This window comes from Leucobacter chromiisoli (genome assembly GCF_016522505.1).
GTDB classification, from domain to species: Bacteria; Actinomycetota; Actinomycetes; order Actinomycetales; family Microbacteriaceae; genus Leucobacter; species Leucobacter chromiisoli.
Map to the genome: position 1 here is coordinate 117411 of NZ_JAEHOH010000001.1, position 21393 is coordinate 138803.

The window sequence follows — 21393 nt, forward strand, 5'->3', positions numbered from 1 at the left end:
TGCGAATGACAACGATGTCGGGGGCTCGAGGGTGAGTGCTGGTTCGAACGCTGCGGGAGCGGGCGCGGTCGCGCGTCCCTCCGCACCGGCGCGCCTCTCCGACGTGGCGGCGGCGGCGGGCGTCAGCATCAAGACGGTGTCCCGCGTCGTGAACGACGAGCCCGGCGTGCTGCGGGCGACCCAGGAGCGGGTGCTCGAGGCGATCCGCGAGCTCGGCTTCGTGCCCAACACCATGGCCCGCTCCCTCAAGACCGGCGGTCAGGACGCGATCGGCGTGGTGATCGACGCGATCGGCGACCCGTTCTTCGCGGCGATCGTCAGCGTCATCGAGGAGCTCGCGCTTGAGCAGGGCATGAACGTCGTCTTCGCCAGCACCTCGGGGGATCCCGACCGCGAGCGCGATCAGCTGCTGCGGCTCGCCGGCTACCGCCTGCGCGGCCTCATCGTGACGCCGACGGGCGAGGACGCATCGCTGCTGCAGCAGCTGCGCCGGAGGATGCCGGTCGTCTGCCTCGACAGCGCCCGCACCGGCCTCGACTCGGTCGTGGTCGACGACTACAGCGCCACCCGCGACGCGGTCGAGCGCCTCATCGCGGTCGGCCATGAGCGGATCGCCTTCATCGGCTACGACGAGCTCCACCCGCAGACCACCGGCCGCCGCTACACCGGCTTCGCCGACGCCCTCGGCGCCGCGGGCCTCACCGCGCCGCCGCATCTCACGATCGATCATCGCCGCCGCCGCATCGACCTCGCCGCCACCGTCGGCGAGCTCCTGAGCGGGCCCGAGGCGCCGACGGCCGTGTTCTGCGCGACCGCCCGCTCGGCGATCGCGACCCTCGACGCGATCCAGGCCGGCGGCCATCGAGACGTCGCCCTCATCTCCTTCGGCGACTTCGAGCTCGCGAGCGTCTTCACGCCGGGCGTGACCTGCGTCGACCACGATCCGCGCAGCATCGCGTCGGTGGCGTTCGCCCGGCTGATGGAGCTCGTCGAGCACCCCGGCGCGCAGCCGAGCGAGATCGTCGTCCCCGTCCATCTCGTCCCCCGCGGCTCCGGCGAGCTCCCGCCCGCCGACCGCGCACTGTCAGCCCAGAGCCGAGGAGTCTCATGAACCCGCTTCTGCTCCCTCCCAACCCGGTGCAGCACTTCTACCGGGGCGGAGACCGCATCGCCGCCCTGCGAGGGATCGTGCCCGAGAGCGACCATCAGCCGGAGGAGTGGCTCGGTGCGACCGTCTCCCGGTTCGGCGAGAGCTCGGTCGGGCTGGCGGTCACGGACGACGGCTCGCTGCTGCGCGACCACGTGGCGGCCGACCCGGCGGCGTGGGTCGGCGGGCGCGGCAGCACCGAGAGCGACACGGGCATCCTCGTGAAGCTGCTCGACGCCAGGCAGCGCCTGCCCGTCCACGTCCATCCGCCCCGCGACTTCGCCGCGAGCCACCTCGACTGCCCCTACGGCAAGACCGAGGCCTGGTACGTGCTCGACGCCGAGCCGGGCGGCGCGGTCTACGTCGGCTGGAAGGAGCCCGTCGACCGCGACGAGCTGGACCGCCGCCGCGACGCGCAGGACAGCGAGTGGATGCTGGATCACCTCAATCGCATCCCCGTCGAGCCCGGCATGGCGATGATGTGCCCGGCGGGAACGGCGCACGCGATCGGCGAGGGCGTCTTCGTGGCCGAGGTGCAGGAGCCCACGGACTTCTCGATCCTGCTCGAGTGGTCGGTCACCACCTCCACGCGGGAGGAGTCCCACCTCGACCTCGGCTTCGACGCCGTGATGCCCTCGGTGTCGACCGAGGCGCTCTCGCAGGAGCAGGTCGCGGCGCTCATCTCGCGGGCGGGGCAGGATCCCGTCTCGGCGGGCCCGGTCTCGCTGCTCCCCGCGCCGGCCGACCCCTACTTCCGCGTGCTCCGGGGCGCGTCGGGGGTCGAGGTCGGGGGCGCGCACGCCGCCGCTGGCGAGGCCGCATCGGGGCTCTTCCCGCAGAGCTTCGCCGTCGTCGTCGCGATGTCGGGCGAGGGGCGCCTCGTGCCGGAGCTCGCGGGCGGCGCCTCGGTGGGCATCCGCCGCGGCGAGGCGTTCGCGGTGCCCGACGCCTTCGGCCCGTGGCGCGTCGAGGGGAACGCCTCGGTGCTCGCCTGCCTGCCCGGCGCCGGCTGGCCCGAGACGCTGCATCGCGGAGGCGTGCGATGAGAGACTTCGCCGACGAAGGCCGTCGGCGATCGGAGACCTGTGTGGCGGCGACCGCCGACTGCGCGCGTCCTGGGAAGGAAAGGAGCTGATATGCCCACGCCAGTATTGGAAGCGCGGGGCCTGTCCCGGCAGTTCGGCAACGTCAGAGCGCTCAACGACGTCGACTTCGACGTGTACCCCGGCGAGGTGGTCGCCCTCATCGGCGACAACGGAGCCGGCAAGTCCACGCTCGTGAAGGCGCTCTCGGGCAACCTCGCGGTCGACAGCGGCACGGTCCTGTTCGACGGGAAGCCCGTCGAGCTGAGCCAGCCGAGTCAGGCGAGCGCGCTCGGGATCGAGACGGTCTATCAGGATCTCGCGCTCGCCCCGCACCTCGATCCGGTGCAGAACATGTACCTCGGGCGGGAGCTCCCCGTCGCGGGGCTCGCGGGCAAGCTCGGCTTCATGCGCACGAAGGAGATGCGGGAGAAGTCCCGCGACGCCTTCAACGACCTGGGCGCGACGGTGCGCTCGCTCACCTCCCCCGTCGGCGAGATGTCGGGCGGTCAGCGCCAGGCCATCGCGATCGCGCGCGCGGTGCACTGGGCGAGCCGGGTCGTGTTCCTCGACGAGCCCACGGCCGCCCTCGGCGTGCGTCAGACGAAGAACGTGCTCGAGACGATCCGCAAGGTGCGCGACAAGGGCATCGCGGTGGTCTTCATCAGCCACTCGATGCCGCACGTCATGGAGGTCTCCGACCGGGTGCAGATCCTGCGCCTCGGCACGCGGGTCGCCACCCTGGACGCGCAGCAGACCTCGATGGAGGAGCTGGTCGGCTACATGACCGGCGCCGTCAGCGGGCCCGGCCGGGAGACCGGCCCCGCACGAGAGGGGAACGGCTCATGAGCGCGCCCGTCACCGAGACCATGGCCATCGGCTCCTCCGACGAGCACAAGGAGAGCTGGTTCAAGCACCTGCTGAAGGCGCAGGCGTTCCAGATCTTCCTCGTGCTGATCGGCATCGTCATCATCTTCTCGGCGCTCGCGCCCGAGCAGTTCGCGACCGCCTCGAACATGCGCCTCGTGGTGCAGAACGCCTCGATCCTCGCCGTGCTCGGCGTCGGCATGACCTTCGTCATCATCACGGCGGGCATCGACCTGTCGATCGGCTCGGTGCTCGTGTTCTCGGGCGTCGTCTCGGCGATGGTCATGCGCTCCATGGGAGGCGACGGCTGGGGCGTCGCGACGGTCGGGATCCTGGTGTCGATCGGCTGCGGCCTCGGGTGGGGCCTGCTGAACGGCTTCCTCATCGCGAAGGCCAAGGTGCCGCCGCTCATCGTGACCCTCGGCTCGCTCGGCATGGCGCTCGGCTTCGCCCAGATCCTCACGGGCGGCGTCGACATCCGCGAGGTGCCGAGCGTGCTGACCGACACGATCGGCTACGGCAACGTCTTCGGCTCGGTGCCGGTGATCTCCGTGATCGCGCTGTTCTTCATCGTGATCGGCGGCATCGTGCTGCACAAGACCCGGTTCGGGCTCCACACCTACGCGCTCGGCTCGAGCGAGCTCGCGGCTCGCCGCGTCGGCGTCAACGTCGACGCGAAGCTCATCGCGATCTACGCCATCTCCGGCGGCCTCGCCGGCGTGGCGGGGATCATGTCGCTCGCGCAGTTCAGCACCACGGCGATCGCCGGCCAGCAGCAGACCAACCTGAACGTGATCGCCGCGGTCGTGATCGGCGGCACCTCGCTGTTCGGCGGATCCGGCACCATCTTCGGCACCGTGGTCGGCCTGTTCATCCCCGCCGTGCTGCAGAACGGCTTCGTCATCACCGGCGTGCAGCCCTTCTGGCAGCAGGTCGCCGTCGGCGCCGTGCTGATCATCGCGGTGTACGTCGATCAGGTCAGGCGGGCGGCCTCCGCGCGGGGCCAGACGCAGGGCATCTGGAAGAAGATGCTCGGCGTCGGTCGAAAACAGACGTGACGCGTCGGTGCCCGGGCCCCCGGCCCGGGCACCGCGCGCCCACCAGCGCATCACCACCACACACAACACGAAGGAAAGAGAACCATGAACACGAAGAAGTGGAAGAGGTCGGCATTCGGGGTCGCGGCCCTGGGCGCGGCGTTCGCGCTCACGCTGAGCGGTTGCAGCTCGCCCGCCGCGAACGACAGCGGTGACGGCGGCGACGGAGGCGGCGGAGACGAGGCCTACGAGTTCGTCTTCGTCCCCGGCGTCGCGGGCGACGAGTTCTACATCAGCATGGGCTGCGGCATCCAGGACGCGGTCGAGGCCGCGGGCGGCACCGTCTCCGAGCAGGCGCCCGAGAAGTTCGACCCGACGCTGCAGAAGCCGCTCGTCGACTCCGTCACCTCGTCGAAGCCGGACGCACTGCTCGTCGCGCCGACCGACGTGAAGGCGATGGAGGCCCCGATCAAGGCCGCCGAGGCCGCCGGCATCAAGGTGGTGCTGGTCGACACGACGCTCGAGGATCCGTCCGCGGCCGTCTCGCAGGTGTCGAGCGACAACGTGGGCGGCGGCGAGGCGGCCTTCTCGGCGATCGAGGAGGCGCACCCCGACGGCGGCAAGGTGCTCGTGATCTCGGTGGATCCCGGCATCTCGACGACCGATCAGCGCGCTGAGGGCTTCCAGCAGGCCGCCGAGGCGAACGACAAGTTCGAGTACCTGGGCGTGCAGTACAGCCACAACGAGCCCGCCGAGGCGGCCCGTCTCGTGACCGCCGCCCTGCAGAAGGATCCCGACATCGTGGGCATCTTCGCGGCGAACCTGTTCGCCGCCGAGGGCACCGCGACCGGTGTGAAGCAGGCGGGGGCCGAGGACATCACCATCGTCGGCTTCGACGCCGGCCCGGCCCAGGTCAAGCAGCTCGAGGACGGCGTCGTGCAGGCCCTCGTGGCTCAGGAGCCGCGCAAGATCGGCGAGGAGGGCGTCGCGCAGGCGCTCGCCGCGCTGAACGGCGAGGAGACCGAGGAGAAGATCCAGACCGGGTTCACGGTGATCACGCAGGACAACCTGGACGGCGAGGGCGGCGACGCCGCGTACGTCTCCTCCTGCGGCTGATCCGCGACGGCGCGGTGCCGTCGGCCCGGGCAGGGGCCGGCGGCACCGCGCTTGCACGCGCACCGCGCGGTGGAGGAGCGCCTCCGGGACACGGCAGGATAGAGGGAGCCGACCGAGGTCGGGGCAGAGACAACGAGGTTGAAGGAGAAGACGACGATGAAGTGTGACGACCTGCGCGGACGAGTGGCAGTGGTGACCGGCGGCGCGCGGGGGATCGGCTACTCCCTCGCCCAGGCGCTCGCCGGGCAGGGGTGCTCGGTGGCCCTGCTCGACCTGCTTCCCGAGGTCGAGGCGTCGGCCGCGCGGCTCGCGGAGCAGACGGGCGCGCCGACCGCGCACGCCACCGTCGACGTCACCGACCCCGACTCGGTGGACGCCGCCTTCGAGACCGTCGCGCGGGCCCTCGGCACCCCCGAGATCCTCGTCACCGCGGCCGGGATCTGCATCTGGGGCGACTCCACGGAGGTCGACCGCGCCACCTGGTCCCGCGTCGTCGACGTCAACCTCAGCGGCACCTTCTACTGCGCCCAGGCGTTCGGTCGCCGGGCGATCGGCGCCGGCGTGCGCGGTTCCATCGTGATGATCTCCTCGATGTCGGCGCGGATCGTGAACGTGCCGCAGTTCCAGGCCTCCTACAACGCCTCGAAGGCCGGCGTCGATCACCTCGTCAAGTCCCTCGCCGTGGAGTGGGCCCAGCGGGGCATCCGCGTCAACGCCATCGCGCCCGGCTACACGCTCTCCAACATGACCAGGCAGTTCACCGAGGTCGAGCCCGAGCTCGCGGCCCAGTGGAACGCCGCGACCCCCATGGGCCGCATGGGCACTCCGGAGGATCTGCACGGGCCGACGCTCCTGCTCGCCTCCGACGCGGCCGCCGGCTACCTGACGGGCCAGACGATCGTCGTCGACGGCGGCTACACCGCGATCTGAGCGCGCGACCGTGGGCACGAAGCAGGGGAGCGCGTACGTCGCCGTCGATATGGGGTCCTCCTCGGGCCGGATCATGCTCGGCACGCTCCGGGGCACGGGTGCGGAGGGCGTGCCGTCGGCCCCGAGCATGACGATCCGCGAGGTCGCGAGGTTCGCCAACACGCCGCTGCGCACGGCGCAGGGGCTGTCCTGGGATCTCGACGCGTTCCGCCGATTCCTCGAGGCCGGGCTGCGCGACGCGGTCGCGGCCGCGGCCGCGGAGGGCTCGGCGATCCGCGGGATCGGCGTGGACTCCTGGGGCGTCGACTACGCGCGCTTGGACGAGGCGGGCGAGCTGCGGGCCTTCGTCCGGCACCACCGCGACGCCGACCCCGACCTCGCCGCCGAGACCTCCCGGGGGCTCGACGTCGGCGACGCCTACGAGCGCACGGGCGTGCTCGACCAGGCGATCAACACCGCGCACCAGCTGCGGCAGGACGCCCGCGCCGGCATCGGCTCGGACGGCGACACCGCCATCCTCATCGCCGACCTCGTGGTCCACCTGCTGACCGGGCGCGTGGCCGCCGAGCGCACCCTCGCGTCCACCACGGCGCTGCTCGACCGGCGCGACGACGCCTGGTCCGGGCGCCTGCTCGCCGACTACGGAGCGGAGGTGCGGCTGCCCGAGCTCGTCTCGCCGGGAGACTTCGCCGGCGGCACGAGCCCCGACCTGACGACGCGGATCGGGGCCGAGGCGCCGCTGCCCGTCTACTACGTCACGGGGCACGACACGGCGGCCGCCTTCGCCGCCGTCACCGCGGCGGCGCCTCGTGAGCCGACCGGCCCGCCTGACGGGTCCGCCCCGTCGGCGGGGTCCGCCGCGGGGCGGAGCTGGGGCGTGGTCTCGTGCGGCAGCTGGGCCGTCGTCGGTCTGGCGGTGCCGCAGCCGATCCTCACCTCGGAGGCGAGGCAGCGGGGCTTCACGCAGGAGCTCGGCGCAGAGGGCGACACCCTGCTCGTGAAGAACCTCAGCGGCATGTGGCTGCTGCAGGAGCTCACGCGCGAGTGGGCCGCCGAGGACGGCCTGGCGACCTGGCCCCTCGCCGCGCTGCAGGAGCTTCTCGCCGGCGCCCGGGAATCCCCGTACCGCGGCCGCTTCGACCCCGCCGACCCCTCCCTCCAGGCGCCGGGCGACCTGAGCCGCCGCATCGGGGACGGCTGCGAGGCGGCGGGGCACGACCGGCCGCGCGACCGGATCGAGACCGTGCGGGCCGTCCTCGTGAGCCTCGCCGCGGCCTACGCGCGGGCGCTCGCCGAGGCCGCCGAGCTCGCCGGCACGACCGTGGACGCGGTGCGCATCGTGAGCGGCGGATCGCGCAACACCGTGCTCTGCGAGCTCACCGCCCGGTACACGGGCCTCCCCGTCGTCGCCGGGCCGCCGGAGGCGTCGGCGAGGGGCGTGCTGCTGCAGCTCGCCGTCGCCGCCGGAGAGCTGCCGAGCCTCGCCGTCGCCCGCACCATCGACATCGACGACGGGGAGACCGCCGGTCACCTCGGCGTCCCCTTCCGTCCCGAACACCAGGAGGACACGCATGACTGAACGAGATCAGGCGCTGAACGCGCTCGTGGAGCTGTCGCGGCGGCTGGGCGACCCGTCGGCCGACGCTGCGATCCTGGGCGAGGGCAACACCTCGGTGCGGATCGGTGAGCGCGAGATGCTCGTCAAGGCGAGCGGTGCCGTGCTCGGGGACGCCGAGGCGGCCGACTTCGTGCCGCTGGATCTCGGTGAGGCCGAGCGGCTGATCGGCGATCCCGATGCCGGGGACACCGAGGTCTCGGAGCTCTTCGGCCGCGTCGCGGAGGCGCACGGCCGCCGGCCCTCGGTCGAGGCGCTGCTGCACGCCGTGGTCTACGCCAGCACGGACGCCCGGGTCGTCGCCCACAGCCACCCCACCGACGTGAACGCGCTGCTGTGCTCCGAGCGCGCCGAGCTGCTGATCGAGGGCGGGCTGTTCCCGGATCAGATCGTCGTGCTCGGGGCGACGCCGCTGCTCGTCGACTACATCGATCCCGGCATCCGCCTGGCCCGCGAGGTCGCGCTGCTGCTCGCGGAGCATATCGAGCGCCACGGGGAGAGCCCGCGCGTGATCTACCTCCGCAACCACGGCATGTTCGCGCTGGGCGCCTCCGCCGCCGAGGTGCTGGGCATCACGCGCATGGCGCAGAAGTGCGCGCGGGTGCTGATCGGCGCGGCCGCCGTCGGCGGCGTGCAGTTCATGCCGGCCGAGGAGGTCGTCCGCATCGACAGCAGGCCCGACGAGCAGTTCCGCCGCGGGCTGCTGAGCAACTGAGAGAGGGAGAGACCATGACGTCACAGCTGGAGGGCAAGGTCGCCGTGCTCACGGGCGCGAGCTCGGGCATCGGCCTCGCGGTCGCGGAGGCGCTGCTCGCTGCGGGCTGCCGCGTCGTCGCGGTGGCCCGGTCGGCCGAGCGCCTCGCGGAGCTCGCGGCGACGGCGCCCGACCGGGTGCACGCCGTCGCGGCCGACGTCGGGGATCCGGGCGTCGCCGAGCGCGCGGTCGCGGAAGCGGTCGAGCGCTTCGGCCGGCTCGACATCGTGCTGCCGAACGCCGGCATCTACATCGGGGGCGACCTCGCCGAGACCTCGGCGGAGTCCATCGCGCAGCTGGTCTCGACGAACGTCACGGGCGTGATGACGCTCGTGCACGCGGCGCTGCCGAGGCTCGTCGAGCAGGGGTCGGGCGACATCCTCGTCACGAGCTCGGTCTCCGGCGTGCAGGACATCCCCTGGGAGCCCGTCTACTCGGCCTCGAAGCACGCCGTGCACTCCTTCGTGCACACCGTGCGGCAGCAGACCGCCGAGACGGGGGTGAGGATCGGCGCGATCGCCCCCGGCGTGGTGCTGAACCCGCTCTGGGGCTTCGAGCACGGCTCTGCCGAGGAGGCGGAGAAGATCGCGGAGCGCACGGGGATCCGGTCGTCCGACGTGGCCGACGCGGTGCTGTTCATGCTGACCCGGCCGGCGCACGTGGTGATCCGGGATCTCGTCATCCTGCCGACCGGGCAGGACATCTGATGGGCGACGTCGAGCACGTCGGCCTCGCCGAGCTCGTCGCGGCGGCGCGGCGTCTGGCCGAGCGCGGCGGTCGCGCGATCCTCGGCATCGCGGGAGCGCCGGGCGCAGGGAAGAGCGTGCTCTCCGACGCGCTCGTCGAGGCCCTCGGCGGCGACGCCGTGCTGCTCGGCATGGACGCCTTCCACCTCGCCGACTCCGAGCTGGAGAGGCTCGGCCGCGCGGACCGCAAGGGCGCGCCCGACACCTTCGACGTCGACGGCTACTGCAGCACGCTGCAGCGGGTGCTGGCCGCCGACCGCCCCGTCTACGCGCCGGTGTTCGACCGCTCGCTCGAGGCGGCGATCGCGGGGTCGGTGCGCATCGATCCCGAGGTGCCGCTCGTCATCACCGAGGGCAACTACCTGCTGCTCGATGCGGCATACGAACAGGGCGACTGGGCGGCGGTGCGGCCGCTGCTGACGGAGACCTGGTTCGTGCAGCCCGACGAGGCGCAGCGCCTCGCGTGGCTCGTCGCCAGGCACGAGCGCTACGGCCGCAGCCCGGAGGAGGCGCGGGAGTGGAGCTATGGCACCGACCAGCGCAACGCCGCGGTCGTCGCTGCGAGCGCGGCGCTCGCGGACCGCGTGCTCTCCGTGCGCTACGACGGCTGATCCGCTACCGCGCCCGCCAGTACCCGCAGAAGTCGACCGCCGACTTCGCCACCCCGCGGTCGTTCACCAGGTGGCGGCGGCCCCCGGTCGCGAGCTTCTGCTCGCCGGCGACGAAGGCCGAGACGGGGCCGCTCCACTCCGGCAGCCCGCGGAGGGCGTCGAGTGCCTCGGCGCCCGGCGCCGATCCCGGATCGCGGACGATCCAGTGCACGTCCACATCCGCGGGCGCGGCGACCGCCTGACGGTCGTCCGCGTGCGGGACCTCGATCACGGCGTGGCCCGTCGCGTCGGCGGGCAGGTCGCGCAGGATCCCGAGGACGGCGGGCATCGCGCTCTCGTCGCCGGCGAGCACGACGCGATCCGCTCCGTCGACCGGCCGGTAGCCGCACCCCTGGTCGATGAGCGCGACCCGCTGCCCGACGGGGAGCGACGACGCCCAGGGGCCGGCGACACCGGCGTGCTCGGGATCCCCCGAGCCGTGGACCACGAAGTCGATGTCGAGCTCCGAGGCCGCGGGGCGGAAGGCGCGCACGGTGTAGTTGCGGATCACCGGCCGGGTGGCCTTGGGCAGCGAGAGGTAGCGCAGGTAGCCGCGCGTGTCGAAGCGTTCGGCCAGCCTGTCGAAGCGGGTGTCGGCGCCCGCGACCGGCAGCGCCAGGCGGAACCACTGGTCGAAGCCGAGGTTCCGCCAGTCCGCGATCTCGTCGCCGCCGACCGTCACCCGCACCATGTTGGGCGAGATGCGCTCGGCGGCCACCACCTCGGCGGTGACGAGGCCCGTGTCGGCGTGCGTGACGGCGATGTTCTGAGCGGCCATGGCTGCCCCTTCGTGGTGAGCGGTGCGTGCTGCGCGGGGCCCTGCGCCCCGCGCACCGTCGTTCCCCCGCGACGAGAGGAACGGGTGAGGCTCACCTAAGCTAATTCATCTGATGAACTAGCGCAAGGGGGTCGGATCCTCCAGCTGCGCGCGGAGGGGAGGGTTCGCGCCCGCGACGGACACCGCGATCGCGGCGGCGCGTGCGGCCCGATCCAGAACGGTGGCCAGCTCCGCCTGCGAGAGCTCCACCCCGCGCTCGAGCAGGCTCGAGATGAGGCTCGCCATGACCGAGTCGCCCGCGCTGATCGTGTCGACCACGTCGACCGGGTGCGCCGGGATGCGCGCCCTCCCCGCGGCGTTCAGCGCCAGCGCGCCCTCGGCCCCGAGCGTCACGACGACGATCGCGGGGCCCAGGGCTCGGATGCGCTCCGCGGCCGCCTCCGGGGTGGTGCCGGGGTAGAGCCACTCCGCGTCCTCGTCGCTGAGCTTGACGAGATCGGCCACCGCCGCGGCATCCTCGAAGCGCCGCAGCGCGACGGCGTGGTCGGGGAGGAGCGAGGGGCGGATGTTGGGATCCACCGTCACGATGGCGCGCGGTGCGAACTCGCGCAGCAGGCGCAGCACGTCGCTGCCGCCGGGCTCGAGGAAGAGCGCGATCGACCCCGCGTGCACGAGGTCGACGTCGTCGACGGCGACCGACGGGACCTCCCACGAGATGTCGAAGTGATAGGTCGCGCTGCCGTCGGCCGCGATGATCGCCTGCGCCGTCGAGGTGGGCTCCTCCCGCCACGACTCGGGCAGCAGCTCGACCGCCTCGCCCTCGAGGTGCGCGGCGATGCGCTCCCCCCTGGGGTCGCGGCCCAGGCGGGTGAGCAGCCGGGCCGAGTGGCCGAGGCGGGCGACGCCGACGGCCGCGTTCGCGGGGCTGCCCCCGATGAACTCCCGGGTCTCGCCGTCGCTCGTCATGATGTCCATGAGGGCCTCGCCGACGAGGAGCGCCGCGCCCGGCGCCTGGGTGTTCTCGTTCACGCTGTCTCCTGGCTTCCGGTGGTGGTCGGTGGCGCGGTTCGCCGCATCCAGTGTAGTTCGCCTCGCCCGCGGGGCAGGCGTCGGCGCGGGGTTGACAACCCCGGGACAGGTGCGTAGGTTCATTAGTGAAGTAACTAACCGAGGAACTCACTCGAGAGCCCGGGCTCGAACAGGAAGGAGGTGCCGGGTGTTCGATGACACGCGGCCGATCTTCCTGCAGCTCGCCGACCGCATCGCGGACGACATCCTGCGGGGAGCCTACGCCGAAGGCGAGCAGGTCCCCTCGACCAACGAGCTCGCCGCCTACATGCGCATCAACCCCGCGACGGCGGGGAAGGCCCTGAATCTCCTCGTCGACAGGGAGATCCTCTACAAGAAGCGGGGCATCGGGATGTTCGTCGCCGACGGCGCGAAGACCCGCATCGCCTCGGAGCGGCAGCAGGGGTTCGTCGACGGGTTCGTCGCCCCCCTCCTCGCCGAGGCCCGAGCCCTCGGCCTCGACCTCCCGCAGGTCGTCCGCCTCGTCGAGGCGGAGGCGAGGGCGGCGGAGGCCCCGGGGCCCGGCGGGCCCTGATCCCGAACCCCCGCATCCCGACCCAGCATCCCCCGGAACCCGGCCGAGGCCCCACGTCCTCGCCCACTGCAGACGTACCCGAAACCAGAAGGAGTGCACCATGACCATCGCGATCGAGACCCGCGGGCTCACCCGGGTCCACGGCGATACCCGAGCGCTCGACGACGTGAGCGTCAGGATCCGCGAGAACACCATCACCGGTCTGCTCGGCCGCAACGGCGCGGGGAAGACGACCTTCATGTCGCTCGTCACGGCGCAGGATGCCCCCACCTCGGGCGAGATCGAGGTGTTCGGCGAGCGCCCGTTCGAGAACGCGCGCGCCCTGGAGCAGATGTGCTTCCTCCGCGACAACCAGCGCTACCCCGACGACTACAAGCTGATCCACGCGCTGCGAGCGGCCAGGATCTTCTTCCCGAACTGGGATCAGGGTCTCGCCGACGAGCTCGTCGAGCTGTTCCGGATCCCGAAGAAGCCGATCATCAAGAAGTTCTCGCGCGGGCAGTTCTCGGCGCTCGGCATCGTGCTCGGGCTCGCCTCCCGCTGCCCGGTCACGTTCTTCGACGAGCCGTACCTCGGACTCGACGCGACCGCCCGCACGCACTTCTACGACGTGCTGCTGCGCGACTACGCCGAGCATCCGCGCACCATCGTGCTGTCGACGCACCTCATCGACGAGATGGACCGGCTGCTCGAGCACGTGGTGATCCTCGACCGCGGGCGGGTGGTGCAGGATTCGACCGCCGACGAGCTCCGCGGCATGGCGCACCAGGTCTCGGGCAAGGCGCAGGCGGTCGCCGACTACGTCGCCGGGCGGCGCGTGCTCTCGCGCCACAGCATCGGCGGCCTCGCCACGGTGGTGGTGGAGGGCCGCGTGACCGCCGAGGATCGCGGGGCGGCCGCCGCGTCGGATCTCGAGCTCGGATCCGTCACCCTGCAGGAGCTCGTCGCGGCCTACGGCTTCGACGGGGCCGACACCCCGACCCACCGCCCCGAGCCCCTCGCGGCCGCCGAGCACTCCGCCCGGGCCGACACGGGCCTCACCGAGACCGTCGCGGCCGTCGCCTCCGACGAACCCACCAGCACCTCGCCCCGGAAGGGAGCATGACCATGAACCACGTCATCAACGTCACCCGCCTCCACCTCAACAAGCCGGTCGTCGCCTTCGGCGTCCCGCTCATGATCGTGGGACTCGTCCTGGTGATCACCTGGATCATCGCGGCGATCCTGCAGCGCGCCGGGATGGATCCGCTCGACCCCGCCTACGCCGAGGGAGCGCGGACCGGAAACCAGGGAATGGTCTGGTCGCTCCCCGGCTTCCTCGTCTACCTCGGCGTGCAGGCCGTCGCCACGACCTTCCCCTTCGCGCTCGCCCTCGGCACCACCCGGCGGGCCTACGTCGCGGGCACGGCGGTCGCGAACCTGATCCAGGCCGCCTACATCACGGTCATCATGACCGTGCTGCTCGGGATCGAACTGGCGACCGACCACTGGTTCTTCGGTGCGTACGCGCTCGACACCCTGTTGCTCGGATCCGGGAGTTTCGGCGTGCTGATCCCCACCGTGTTCATCGCCGTGTTCGTCTTCCTCAGCGTCGGCGGCGCCTTCGGGGCGGTCTGGGTGCGGTTCGGGTCGAAGGGACCGACGATCCTTGCGCTTGCGCTGGCGCTGGTGCTGGTGATCGCGCTGCTGATCCTGGTGCCGCAGTTCGGCGAGATCATCGCGGGCATCACGCGGTTCCGCGTCGCGCTGTTCGGGATCGCGGTCGCGCTCGTCGCGCTCGTGGGCACCTGGTTCTGCATGCGCCGCACGGCCGTGCGGTAGGGCGGGGGCGCGGGTAGGCTGATCACGCAGCGCAGCACCGAACCCGGGAGATCCCGCATGACCCTCCGCCACCCCGGCACCCTCGCCGGACGTCTCGTCACGCTCGAACCCCTCGCCATGGAGCACCACGACGGCCTGGTCGCGGCGACCGAGGACGGCGAGATGTGGCGGCTCACCTACACGAGGATCCCGAGCCCGGACGAGATGCGCGACGAGATCCGCCGCCGCCTGAGGCTGCAGGACGAGGGCGGCATGCTCGCCTTCACCGCGCGCCGCACCGACACCGGCGCGATCATCGGCATGACGACCTTCATGAACATCGACGCGTCGGTGCCCCGAGTCGAGATCGGCTCCACCTGGAACGCCGAGAGCAGCCACGGCACGGGCACCAACCCCGAGTCGAAGCTCCTGCTGCTGCGGCACGCCTTCGAGGTCTGGGAGTGCTCGGCCGTCGAGTTCCGCACCGACTTCTTCAACCGCCCGTCGCGCGAGGCGATCGAGCGGCTGGGGGCGAAGCAGGACGGGATCCTGCGCGCCCACACGCGCCTGCCGGCCGGCTACGTGCGCGACACCGTCGTGTTCTCGATCACCCGCGCCGAGTGGCCGGGCGTGCGGGTCGGGCTGGAGGCCCGGGTGCTCCGGCACGTCGAGGCGGCGTCGCCGGATTCCGGTTCGCCGCGCCTCGGCTGAGCAGCGGCGCCTCGTCCGGTTCCGGTCGACACGGCTGCGTCGTCGTGCCAGCATGGAGGCACCCGGAGCGCCCGCGCGCCGCAGAGCGGGTGCACCGGTCGACGGAGAAGGAGGCCACCGTGCGATACATGCTCTTGCTCCACGGCAGGGAGTCCGAGGTCTGGGGGCGCACTCCGGAGTGGGTGGAGGAGGCGACGGCGTTCCTCGCCCGCTTCGACGACGAGCTCGCGAGCCGATCCGAGCTGGAGTGGACCGAGGTGCTCGACTCCGACGCGCACGCGAGCCTCGTGGGGCCGGGGCAGGAGACCCGGCCGGGCTGGTTCAACGCGCAGGGGGATCCGCTGGCGAGGCTCTGGGTCGTGCGGGTCGCGGACGCCGCCCGAGCCGCCGAGCTGGCCTCGCAGATCGCCGGGGAACTCGACACCTGGGTCGAGGTGCGGGAGTGCCTGCCCTCGGCGCAGCGCCCGTGACGGACCCCGGGCCCCGGAGCGCCGGCGCGGCCGACGTGGTCGTCGTCGGCAGCGCGAACGTCGACCTCGTGGTGGAGGTGCCGCGGCGCCCGGGATCCGGGGAGACGCTGCTGGGATCCGAGCTGCGCACCTTCCCCGGCGGCAAGGGGGCGAACCAGGCCGCGGCAGCGGGACGCGCGGGGGCGCGAACGCCGCCCTGACGCCCGTGCGCCTGCGGGGCTCGGCTGCGGTGCGGGGCGCGGCGCGGGTCGTGGTGCTCAGCCTGGAGATCCCGCTCGACACCGCTCTGCGCGCGGCGGAGGAGGCCTCGGGCGCGGGCGCGCGGGTGCTGCTCAACGCGGCTCCGGGGATCCGGATCGAACCCCGGGTGCTCCGGTGGTGCGATCCGCTCGTCGTCAACGAGCACGAGGCCCGTGAAGTGCTCGGCGCCCACGCGGGCGCGGGCGCCCACGCGAGTGCGGGCGCGGACGGGAGAGCGGGCTCCGGTGGGGAGGGCCGCGTCCATGCGGGCGCGCCGGCCGCGTTCGAGGAGCTGGGGGAGGCCCTGCGGCGCGCGGGGGCGAGATCGGTGGTGATCACGCTCGGATCGGAGGGCGCACTGGTGCTCGACGAGGCGGGCGCCGACAGGATCCCGGCCTACGCGGTTCCCGCCGCCGATACGACGGGCGCCGGCGATGCCTTCGTCGGTGCGCTCGCCGCCGAGCTCGCCGCGGACCGCCCGCTCCGGGACGCCGTGCGCTTCGCGACCGCGGTCTCCGCCGTCGCGGTGCAGCGCCCGGGGGCGCAGTCGTCGTTCCCGGATCGCGCCGAGGTCGAGACCTTCATCCGCGGGAGCGGCTAGACCGCGCCGCGGGAGCGGCTAGACCACGCCGCGGGTGTGCGCCCAGACGATCGCCTGGATGCGGTCGCGGGCTTCGAGCTTCTGCAGCAGGTTCGAGACGTGGGTCTTCACCGTCGCCTCCCCGAGGAAGAGCTCGGCGGCGATCTCGCCGTTCGAGCGTCCGGCGGCGACCAGCTTCAGCACCTCCCGCTCTCGCTCGGTGAGTCGGGCCTCGTCCATCGCGGCGGCGCCGCGGGATCCGGCCCCCTCGTCGAGCACCGCCGACGCCTGCGCCGCGGCTGCCTCGGCGACCGCCGCCGGGTCGACGGAGGGGGACTCCGCGCCTTCCCGCGCCCCGGCGACCGCTCGGGTCTCGGAGCCTCCCGGCGCTCGCGAGACTCCGGCGCCGTCGTCTGTCGGGCCGTCGGCGCCCTGAGCCGCGACCCGTTCGATCACCGCGCGGGTGACGTCGGGGCCGAGCAGAGCCTGACCCGAGGCGAGCGTGCGGATCGCGTCGATGAGCTGCTCCGCGCGCGCCGTCTTCAACAGGAAGCCGCTGACGCCCGCCGAGAGCGCGTCGAAGAGGTACCGATCGTGCCCGAACGTGGTGAGGATCAGGATCGCCGGGCGCGCGCCGCCGGGGGAGGGACCGGGGACGGCACCCGAACCGGATCCCGAGGCGGCGCCCGGCCCGGGCCGGCCGAGGATCCTCCGAGAGGCCTCGATCCCGTCCATGCGGGGCATCTCGACGTCCATGCAGACCACGTCGGGGCGGAGCGACGCCGCCAGGTCCACCGCCTCGTCCCCGTCGGCGGCCTCGCCGACCACCTCGATGTCCTCCTCCGACTCGAGGATGATGCGGAACCCGGAGCGCACGAGCGCCTGGTCGTCGACGAGCAGGACGCGGATCATGCGGGGACCTCCGATGACGGAGCGGGCAGGGGGCCGCCGCCCGGCGGTGTTGCGCGGGCGCCGGTTCCGGTGGGGCTCGTGCCGGGCCCGCCGCCGTCATCCGACCCGACGGCCGAGCCGCCGTCATCCGGCCCGCCTGCCGAGCCGCCGTGGCGGGCCGGTGCGAGCGGCACCCGGGCGACCACGAGGAAGCCTCCGCGCTCCCGACGCTCCGCGCGCAGGGAGCCGCCGACGGTTCCGAGGCGTTCGCGCATGCCGCGCAGGCCATGCCCGCCCGATCCGGCGCCCCGTGGCGAGAGGGTCTGCCGCGTCCCGGTGTCCGCGACCTCGACCTCGACCTCCGCGTCCCTGAACCGCAGGCGGACCGTCGCCTCGGCTCCGCGGCCCGCGTGCTTGCGCACGTTGGTCAGCGCCTCCTGCACGACGCGGTACAGGGCGACGTCGACGAGCAGCGGCAGGGGGCGCTGCTCGCCGACGACGATCAGCGTCGTGGGGGTGCCCGCTCGCTGGGAGTCGGCGATGAGGGCCGAGAGCTGGGCCACGCCGATGGTCGACGACGGATCGTCGGAGGCCGGCTCCCGCAGGGTGTGCACCAGGCGGCGCAGCTCCGTCACCGCCGAGTGGGCGCTCTCCTCGACGATCTCCAGAGCCTCCGCCGCGCGCCCGGGGGAGCGCTCCAGGCTGCGCCGGGCGGCCGCGGCCTGGATGCCCATGACCGAGACGTGGTGCGCCACGACGTCGTGCAGTTCCCGCGCGATCGCGATCCGGTCGAGCGCCACGGCCTGGTCGGCGCTCGTCTGCCGCTCGAGCTCCAGCTCGTGCCCCTGCGCCTCCAGCCGGGCCATGAGCCGGGCCGTGCGCCACGCGCGCTCGCCGAAGAGGAACGCCCCGCCGAAGTAGACGAGGTTCGTGATGATCTGGATCGCGGCGAAGGTGGCGAAGGCCGAGAAGATCCCGGTGCGCGGCAGGCCGGGGAAGAGGGTCTCGTCGGAGGAGCTGACGATGAGGTTGAGCACGACCCAGATGAGCATCGCGGCCGTGATCCCGAACCGCGACCAGAAGGCGAGCCTGCGGTTCTGCTCCCAGGCGCCGATCGTGTACAGCGCGGTGAAGAGGCAGATCTGCACGACGAGCAGGTCGGGAACGCCGAACTGGTTGCAGATGAAGAAGCCGATGGAGACGAGGATCGCCGCGGGCACGGGGAATCTGCGGCGCAGCGCCAGGGGGAGCGTGCCGAGCCCGAGGCCGAGCACCCACACCCAGGGAGGGGCGACCTCCTCGTAGAGCCCCGTGCGGTGGTAGAGCAGTGCCGTGACCGGCGAGGCGATGGCGAGCAGGATCGCGATGCCGACGTCGGATCGCAGGCCCGCGGCGCCGGGCTTCGGCCGCCTCCACTCGGCGCTCCCCGAGACCCCGACCGCGCTCGCGATGCCCGCGGTGTCCGAGGTCGCGGCCCCTGCGGCGGTGTCCGCGGTCGCGGCGGTGCCCGCGGTCCCTGTCTCGCTCATGCGCTCCAGGCTACCGGGGGCCCGCCGCTCAGACCTCCCCCTCGCGGCGGCCGGCCCTCCCCCTCCGGGGGGAGTCGCTGCGCGCGGCATGACCGCCGAACCCCGTCGCGCGGCGGAGGCGCCGGGATCCCGAACCGCATAGCGTGGAAGGCAGTCGGCGGCAGACGCGGCCGGGAACGTGAGGAGCGAGATGATCCAGCTCGAGGGAATCACCCGCAGCTTCGGAGAGCGGAGGGTGCTCGACGACGTCGGCTTCCGGGTCGACGGCGGGCGCATGACCGGCTTCGTCGGCGGCAACGGCGCGGGCAAGACCACCACCATGCGCATCATCCTCGGGGTGCTCTCGGCGGATGCCGGGACGGTGACCATCGACGGCGCCCCCATCACGGCGGGGGATCGCGCCCGCTTCGGCTACATGCCCGAGGAGCGCGGCCTCTACCCGAAGATGAAGGTGCTCGAGCAGCTCGTCTACCTCGGCCGACTGCACGGCATGTCCGCGGGAGACGCGAAGCGATCCGCGACCGAGCTCGTCGACCGGCTCGGCCTCGGGGAGCGCGCGAACGATCCGCTCGAGAGCCTCTCGCTCGGCAACCAGCAGCGGGCGCAGATCGCCGCCGCGCTCGTGCACGAGCCGGTCGCGCTCGTGCTCGACGAGCCGTTCTCCGGGCTCGACCCGATCGCGGTCGAGGTGGTGCTCGGCGTGCTGCGCGACTACGCGGCCAAGGGAGCTCCGGTGCTGTTCTCCTCGCACCAGCTCGACATCGTCGAGCGGCTCTGCGACGACGTGGTCGTCATCGGCGGGGGTCGGATCCTGGCGGCGGGATCGCGCGAGGAGCTGCGCGCCCGGCACTCGGGCAGCGCCTTCGAGATCGAGCTCGCGGGGCCGTCGGCCGACGCGGGGTGGGTGCGCGACCAGCCGGGCGTGGAGGTCACCCACCTCGACGGCGGCTTCGCCCGCTTCGACGCCGACAGCGACGCCGCCGCCCAGTCCGTGCTCTCCCGCGCCGTCGCCCACGGTTCCTCCGAGACGCACGGCTCCTCCGAGACGGCGATCGTGCGCCGCTTCGGCCCCATCACCCCCACCCTGGCCGAGATCTTCAAGGAGGTCGTGCAATGACCGCGAACACTCAGACCCGCGCCCCCGGTTCGGCGAGGCCGTCGGGATCCCGCCCGGTGGGCGGCGCGCAGGCAGCCTGGCTCGTCGCCGAACGCGAGATCACCACGAAGCTGCGCAGCAAGGCGTTCCTCATCTCGAGCGCGGTGCTGCTGCTGCTCGTGCTCGCCTCCGTGCTGTTCAGCGGCTTCATGGCGAAGTCCGGCGGCTTCGGCGGCCCCACGAAGGTCGCCGCGGTGGGCGAGGCGTCCGCGGTGCTGCAGCCGCTCGCGGGAGACGACCTCGAGGTGACGCAGGCGCCGGATCGCGCGGCGGCCGAGCGGCTGGTGCTCGACGACGAGGTCGACGCGGCCGTCGTGCCGGGCGGCGACACCGCCGTCGACCTGACCGTGCTCGCGAAGGACAGCCCGCCGAGCGACCTGGTGCAGATCCTCTCGGCGACGCCGTCGGTGGAGCTGCTCGACCCGACCTCGGACAACCCGGCGATCGCCTACCTCGTGGCCGTCGCATTCGGCGTGGTGTTCATGTTCAGCGCGATCACGTTCGGCACCACGATCGCGCAGAGCGTGGTCGAGGAGAAGCAGACCCGCATCGTCGAGATCCTGCTCGCCACCGTCTCCGCGCGCACCATGCTGGCCGGCAAGATCCTCGGCAACAGCATCCTCGCCATCGGCCAGGTGGTGGCGATCGCCGCGGTGGCGTCGATCGGCCTGCTGGCGACGGGGCAGGATCTGCTGCTCGGCGAGCTCGGCATCTCGCTCATCTGGTTCGGGATCCTGTTCGCCTTCGGGTTCGTGCTGCTCGCGACCATGTACGCGGCGCTCGCGACGCTCGTCTCGCGCCAGGAGGACGTCGCGTCGGCGGTGAGCCCTGTCATGTGGCTCGTCATGATCCCGTACTTCGCGATCATCTTCTTCAACGGCAACCCGCTCGCGCTCTCCATCATGAGCTACGTGCCCTTCTCGGCGCCGATCGGCATGCCGATGCGGCTCTACCTCGGCACCGCCGAGTGGTGGGAGCCGATCCTCTCGCTCGGGATCCTCGCCGCCTCGATCGCGGTCGTGCTCTGGATCGGCTCGCGCATCTACAGCAACTCGATCCTGCGCACGGGCAGCCGGGTGAAGCTCGGCGAGGCGATCCGCGGCTGAGCCGGGAGGCTCGAGACCGCCCGCGGCATCCGAGACCGACCGTTTCCGCACCGCAGAAACGGTCGGTCTCGGCGGCTCTCAGGCGCGCGGAGGCGGGTCGTAACCGTGCGTGCGCAGAGCTGTAACACGCGCTCCCTAGTCTGGTGGGCATGACCCCAGCGAAGCAGGACGGCATCAACTTCTACACCCGGAAATGGGTGAAGCCCGAGGATCTCAACGCCAACGGCACCCTGTTCGGCGGCAGCCTGCTGCGGTGGATCGACGAGGAAGCGGCGATCTACGCGATCATCCAGCTCGGCAACCACCGCGTGGTGACGAAGTTCGTGTCGGAGATCAACTTCGAGGGCTCGGCGAAGCAGGGCGACCTCATCGAGATGGGCCTCGTGGCGACGGCCTTCGGACGGACCTCGATCACCATGCGGGCCGAGGTGCGGAACATGATCACCCGACGGTCGATCCTCACCATCGAGCGGATCGTCTTCGTCAACCTCTCGGAGGAGGGAACGCCCGCGCCCCACGGCTACTCCACCATCACCTACCGTCGGGATCGGATGCCCACCACCCACCCCGCCGACGAGTGAGCGG

At 72.5% G+C, this 21393-nt stretch carries 24 protein-coding genes; 20 read left to right on the top strand and 4 right to left on the bottom strand.

Annotation, left to right across the window (positions count from 1 at the left end; translation table 11 throughout):
* Nucleotides 1-31 precede the first annotated feature (31 nt).
* From JD276_RS00535 to JD276_RS00580, 10 genes are all read left to right on the top strand, one after another.
* Nucleotides 32-1111: a LacI family DNA-binding transcriptional regulator gene (locus JD276_RS00535; protein WP_200112697.1), complete on the top strand. Its 1080-nt coding sequence runs from the start codon at nt 32-34 to the stop codon at nt 1109-1111.
* Entirely contained in the window at nt 1108-2193 is a 1086-nt protein-coding gene (locus JD276_RS00540; protein WP_200112699.1) for a class I mannose-6-phosphate isomerase, read from the top strand. Before JD276_RS00535 ends, JD276_RS00540 begins: the two co-directional genes overlap by 4 nt.
* Before the next feature lie 90 nt (nt 2194-2283).
* Nucleotides 2284-3078, top strand: a complete 795-nt coding sequence (locus JD276_RS00545) for an ATP-binding cassette domain-containing protein (RefSeq protein ID WP_200112701.1) — start codon at nt 2284-2286, stop codon at nt 3076-3078.
* The gene (locus tag JD276_RS00550) at nt 3075-4154 is read left to right on the top strand and encodes an ABC transporter permease (RefSeq protein WP_200112703.1); all 1080 of its coding nucleotides are present in this window, start codon (nt 3075-3077) and stop codon (nt 4152-4154) included. The genes JD276_RS00545 and JD276_RS00550 overlap by 4 nt, the downstream gene beginning before the upstream one ends.
* A gap of 84 nt (nt 4155-4238) precedes the next feature.
* Entirely contained in the window at nt 4239-5249 is a 1011-nt protein-coding gene (locus tag JD276_RS00555; RefSeq protein ID WP_200112705.1) for an ABC transporter substrate-binding protein, read from the top strand.
* 156 nt (nt 5250-5405) lie between these two features.
* Nucleotides 5406-6179: an SDR family oxidoreductase gene (locus tag JD276_RS00560; RefSeq protein ID WP_200112707.1), complete on the top strand. Its 774-nt coding sequence runs from the start codon at nt 5406-5408 to the stop codon at nt 6177-6179.
* Nucleotides 6180-6189: 10 nt separating this feature from the next.
* Entirely contained in the window at nt 6190-7758 is a 1569-nt protein-coding gene (locus JD276_RS00565) for a rhamnulokinase (RefSeq protein ID WP_200112710.1), read from the top strand.
* On the top strand, nt 7751-8509 hold the full coding sequence (locus tag JD276_RS00570; protein ID WP_200112712.1) for a class II aldolase/adducin family protein: 759 nt from the start codon (nt 7751-7753) through the stop codon (nt 8507-8509). The genes JD276_RS00565 and JD276_RS00570 overlap by 8 nt, the downstream gene beginning before the upstream one ends.
* A gap of 14 nt (nt 8510-8523) precedes the next feature.
* The gene (locus JD276_RS00575; RefSeq protein ID WP_200112714.1) at nt 8524-9255 is read left to right on the top strand and encodes an SDR family oxidoreductase; all 732 of its coding nucleotides are present in this window, start codon (nt 8524-8526) and stop codon (nt 9253-9255) included.
* Nucleotides 9255-9905, top strand: coding sequence for a nucleoside/nucleotide kinase family protein (locus JD276_RS00580; protein WP_200112716.1), 651 nt, complete (start codon nt 9255-9257; stop codon nt 9903-9905). Before JD276_RS00575 ends, JD276_RS00580 begins: the two co-directional genes overlap by 1 nt.
* Nucleotides 9906-9909: 4 nt before the next feature.
* Here the strand turns inward: JD276_RS00580 and JD276_RS00585 are convergent, their stop codons facing one another.
* Complete coding sequence (locus JD276_RS00585; RefSeq protein WP_200112718.1) at nt 9910-10722, bottom strand: siderophore-interacting protein; 813 nt, start codon at nt 10720-10722, stop codon at nt 9910-9912.
* Between the two features lie 117 nt (nt 10723-10839).
* The gene (locus tag JD276_RS00590; protein ID WP_307866368.1) at nt 10840-11751 is read right to left on the bottom strand and encodes a carbohydrate kinase family protein; all 912 of its coding nucleotides are present in this window, start codon (nt 11749-11751) and stop codon (nt 10840-10842) included.
* 187 nt (nt 11752-11938) lie between these two features.
* Between JD276_RS00590 and JD276_RS00595 the strand changes: the two genes are divergently transcribed.
* From JD276_RS00595 to JD276_RS15725, 7 genes are all read left to right on the top strand, one after another.
* Nucleotides 11939-12325: a GntR family transcriptional regulator gene (locus tag JD276_RS00595; RefSeq protein WP_200112720.1), complete on the top strand. Its 387-nt coding sequence runs from the start codon at nt 11939-11941 to the stop codon at nt 12323-12325.
* Between the two features lie 100 nt (nt 12326-12425).
* The gene (locus JD276_RS00600) at nt 12426-13430 is read left to right on the top strand and encodes an ABC transporter ATP-binding protein (RefSeq protein ID WP_200112722.1); all 1005 of its coding nucleotides are present in this window, start codon (nt 12426-12428) and stop codon (nt 13428-13430) included.
* 2 nt (nt 13431-13432) lie between these two features.
* On the top strand, nt 13433-14146 hold the full coding sequence (locus JD276_RS00605) for a hypothetical protein (protein ID WP_200112724.1): 714 nt from the start codon (nt 13433-13435) through the stop codon (nt 14144-14146).
* 57 nt (nt 14147-14203) lie between these two features.
* The gene (locus JD276_RS00610) at nt 14204-14836 is read left to right on the top strand and encodes a GNAT family N-acetyltransferase (protein ID WP_200112726.1); all 633 of its coding nucleotides are present in this window, start codon (nt 14204-14206) and stop codon (nt 14834-14836) included.
* A 119-nt stretch (nt 14837-14955) separates the two neighbouring features.
* Nucleotides 14956-15306, top strand: coding sequence for a YciI family protein (locus JD276_RS15715; protein WP_233615154.1), 351 nt, complete (start codon nt 14956-14958; stop codon nt 15304-15306).
* Nucleotides 15303-15506, top strand: a complete 204-nt coding sequence (locus JD276_RS16390) for a PfkB family carbohydrate kinase (RefSeq protein ID WP_372432798.1) — start codon at nt 15303-15305, stop codon at nt 15504-15506. The genes JD276_RS15715 and JD276_RS16390 overlap by 4 nt, the downstream gene beginning before the upstream one ends.
* A gap of 50 nt (nt 15507-15556) precedes the next feature.
* Nucleotides 15557-16147 carry a PfkB family carbohydrate kinase gene (locus JD276_RS15725; protein ID WP_372432799.1) on the top strand — a complete coding sequence of 197 codons (591 nt, stop codon included), beginning with the start codon at nt 15557-15559 and terminating at the stop codon, nt 16145-16147.
* Nucleotides 16148-16165: 18 nt separating this feature from the next.
* Here the strand turns inward: JD276_RS15725 and JD276_RS00620 are convergent, their stop codons facing one another.
* Both JD276_RS00620 and JD276_RS00625 read right to left on the bottom strand, forming a co-directional pair.
* Nucleotides 16166-17038, bottom strand: a complete 873-nt coding sequence (locus JD276_RS00620; RefSeq protein WP_200112727.1) for a response regulator transcription factor — start codon at nt 17036-17038, stop codon at nt 16166-16168.
* Complete coding sequence (locus JD276_RS00625; protein WP_200112729.1) at nt 17035-18546, bottom strand: sensor histidine kinase; 1512 nt, start codon at nt 18544-18546, stop codon at nt 17035-17037. The genes JD276_RS00620 and JD276_RS00625 overlap by 4 nt, the downstream gene beginning before the upstream one ends.
* A gap of 190 nt (nt 18547-18736) precedes the next feature.
* Between JD276_RS00625 and JD276_RS00630 the strand changes: the two genes are divergently transcribed.
* The 3 genes from JD276_RS00630 to JD276_RS00640 all read left to right on the top strand — a co-directional run bounded on the left by JD276_RS00630 (nt 18737) and on the right by JD276_RS00640 (nt 21389).
* A complete protein-coding gene (locus JD276_RS00630; RefSeq protein WP_200112731.1) occupies nt 18737-19663 on the top strand; it encodes an ABC transporter ATP-binding protein in 927 nt (308 codons plus the stop codon).
* A complete protein-coding gene (locus JD276_RS00635; RefSeq protein WP_200112733.1) occupies nt 19660-20808 on the top strand; it encodes an ABC transporter permease in 1149 nt (382 codons plus the stop codon). The genes JD276_RS00630 and JD276_RS00635 overlap by 4 nt, the downstream gene beginning before the upstream one ends.
* Nucleotides 20809-20957: 149 nt before the next feature.
* Complete coding sequence (locus JD276_RS00640) at nt 20958-21389, top strand: acyl-CoA thioesterase (RefSeq protein WP_200112735.1); 432 nt, start codon at nt 20958-20960, stop codon at nt 21387-21389.
* Nucleotides 21390-21393: the final 4 nt, after the last annotated feature.